This window comes from uncultured Kluyvera sp., from assembly GCF_902485085.1.
Classification (GTDB): Bacteria; Pseudomonadota; Gammaproteobacteria; order Enterobacterales; family Enterobacteriaceae; genus Kluyvera; species Kluyvera ascorbata.
This window is the reverse complement of record NZ_CABTJS010000070.1, coordinates 1-2,476: the sequence shown is the minus strand read 5'-3', so window position 1 is coordinate 2,476 and position 2,476 is coordinate 1. Positions and strand designations below refer to the sequence as shown.

At 51.8% G+C, this 2,476-nt stretch carries 1 protein-coding gene and 1 pseudogene; both read left to right on the top strand.

The features are described 5' to 3' along the window. Nucleotides 1–576, top strand: a pseudogene (locus tag RDN66_RS07745) (site-specific DNA-methyltransferase); the annotation flags it as partial. Between the two features lie 10 nt (nt 577–586). Then, on the top strand, nt 587–2,476 hold a 1,890-nt coding region (locus tag RDN66_RS07740), incomplete at its 3' end, for a DEAD/DEAH box helicase family protein (protein ID WP_308537755.1).

The window sequence follows — 2,476 nt, the reverse complement described above, 5'->3', positions numbered from 1 at the left end:
GATGGTTCGTCTCGAAGATTCGTCATGATTCAACTTCCAGAGGAGATTAATGAGAAATCAGAAGCGTTCAAGGCTGGCTACAAAACCATCGCAGATGTGAGTAGGGAGCGCATCCGCCGCGCGGGCCGGAAAATCGTTTCTGAATTTGCCAATGGCAGCATGGACATCGGGTTCCGCGTGTTGAAGATCGACACGTCCAACATGGCCGAGGTCTTCTACACACCTGATGCTGTCACTCAAGCCAGTCTGCTTGACGCCTTGGATAACATCAAGCCCGACCGGACGCCCGAGGACTTACTGTTCCAGGTGATGTTGGACTGGGGCGTTGACCTTGCCTTGCCCATCGAGAAAAGGGCTATCCAAGGCAAAGATGTATACTTCGTGGATAGCAACGCGCTGGCCGCCTGCTTCGATGTCAGCAGTAGCATCGACGAACCCTTTGTGAAGGAACTGGTCAAACATCAGCCGTTGCGCGTGGTGTTCCGCGACGCGGGCTACAAGAACAGTGCGGTCAAGATCAACGTTGAGCAGATTTTTAAGCTCTTGTCGCCCGCAACCGAAGTGAAATGCATCTGAGGGGCGCGTGATGAAACTTAAATTCAAACATCAGCCCTATCAGGCTGCCGCCGTGCAGGCGGTCGTCGATATTTTTCAGGGGCAGCCACCGGCCTCTGATGCGGCCATGAGCTATCGCCTTGACCCTGGTAATACCAAAAACGGCATGGGAGATCTGTTTGCGGTTGATACCGGTTTTAAAAATGCTGAGCTAACCCTCAGTGAGGTTTCCTTGCTTAATAACATCCAACAGGCGCAGCGCCAGCAAAACCTGCCGTTGTCGGAGAGCTTGGTCAAGAACAAGGTCGCCAGGCTAAATCTTGATATCGAGATGGAAACGGGGACTGGCAAGACCTATTGCTACATCAAGACGATTTTCGAGCTGAACAAACAGTACGGCTGGAGCAAGTTCGTCATAGTGGTGCCGAGCATTGCAATCCGCGAGGGCGTGGCCAAGTCGCTGGAAATCACGGCCGAGCACTTTCAGGAGACCTACCACAAGAAGGCCCGCTCCTTTATTTACAACTCTAAGCAGTTGCACCATCTGGAGAGCTTCTCCTCCGATGCCAGTATCAATGTCATGGTGATCAACGTGCAAGCGTTTAACGCCACCGGCAAAGATAACCGCCGTATCTATGAAGCGCTCGATGATTTTCAGTCACGTCGCCCGATCGATGTGATCAGCGCCAACCGGCCCATCTTGATCCTTGATGAGCCGCAGCGAATGGAGGGAGGCAAAACGCTGGATTCTTTGGCTAATTTCAACCCATTGATGGTGTTGCGCTATTCCGCGACCCACAAGACCACACACAACAAGATCCACCGCCTGGATGCGCTCGATGCCTATAACCAGAAGCTGGTGAAGAAGATTGAGGTGCGTGGTATCTCGGTGAAGGGACTGGCGGGAACCAATGCCTATATCTATTTACAAGCCATCGAAATCTCAAACAAAAAACCGCCGGTAGCGGTTGTGGAGTTCGAACAGAAACTCAGCGGTGGCAACATCAAGCGTGTCACTCGCAAACTGGGGAAGGGTGACAATCTGTTTGTGCTATCGAACGAGCTGGATCAATACCGCGATGGGTTTGTGGTATCGGACATCAATGCCAATACGGACACCTTCAGCTTTACCAATGGTGTAGAACTGACGGTGGGTGATGCGACTGGTGATGTTTCCGAGATAGCGCTGCGCCGCATTCAGATCCGTGAGACGATCAAGGCGCACTTTGACAAGGAGATGGAGCTCTTCGATAAAGGGGTGAAGGTTCTCTCGTTGTTCTTTATCGACGAAGTCGCCAGGTACCGGGACTACACCGCTGCCGATGAAAAAGGCGAGTACGCAAAAATCTTTGAAGAGGAGTACGCTAAGCACCTTCAAGAAGCCTTTGATAATGGGTTTATGGAGGGGGATGCCCCTTATGCTAAATATCTACGCCGCATTGCGGCCGATAAGACGCACAGCGGCTACTTTTCCATTGACAAGAAGAGCAAGCGCCTCACCGATCCCAAGGTTGCTGCACGTGGTGAAAATGCGGGCTTGTCGGATGATGTAGATGCTTATGATCTGATCCTCAAAGACAAGGAACGGTTATTATCACTAGCTGAGCCAGTGCGTTTTATCTTCTCACACTCGGCTTTGCGTGAGGGTTGGGATAACCCGAACGTGTTCGTTATCTGCACGCTCAAACATAGTGATAACACCATTTCACGTCGTCAGGAGGTCGGGCGCGGCCTGCGTTTGTCTGTCAATCAGAATGGTGATCGCATGGATCATCCGTCCATTGTTCATGACATTAACGTACTGACAGTTGTGGCCAGCGAAAGTTACAAGGACTTCGTAACAGCCTTGCAGAAGGACATTAGCGAGTCCTTGTCAGCTCGTCCGCGTGTGGCGGACAAGGCCTACTTCACGGGCAAGATG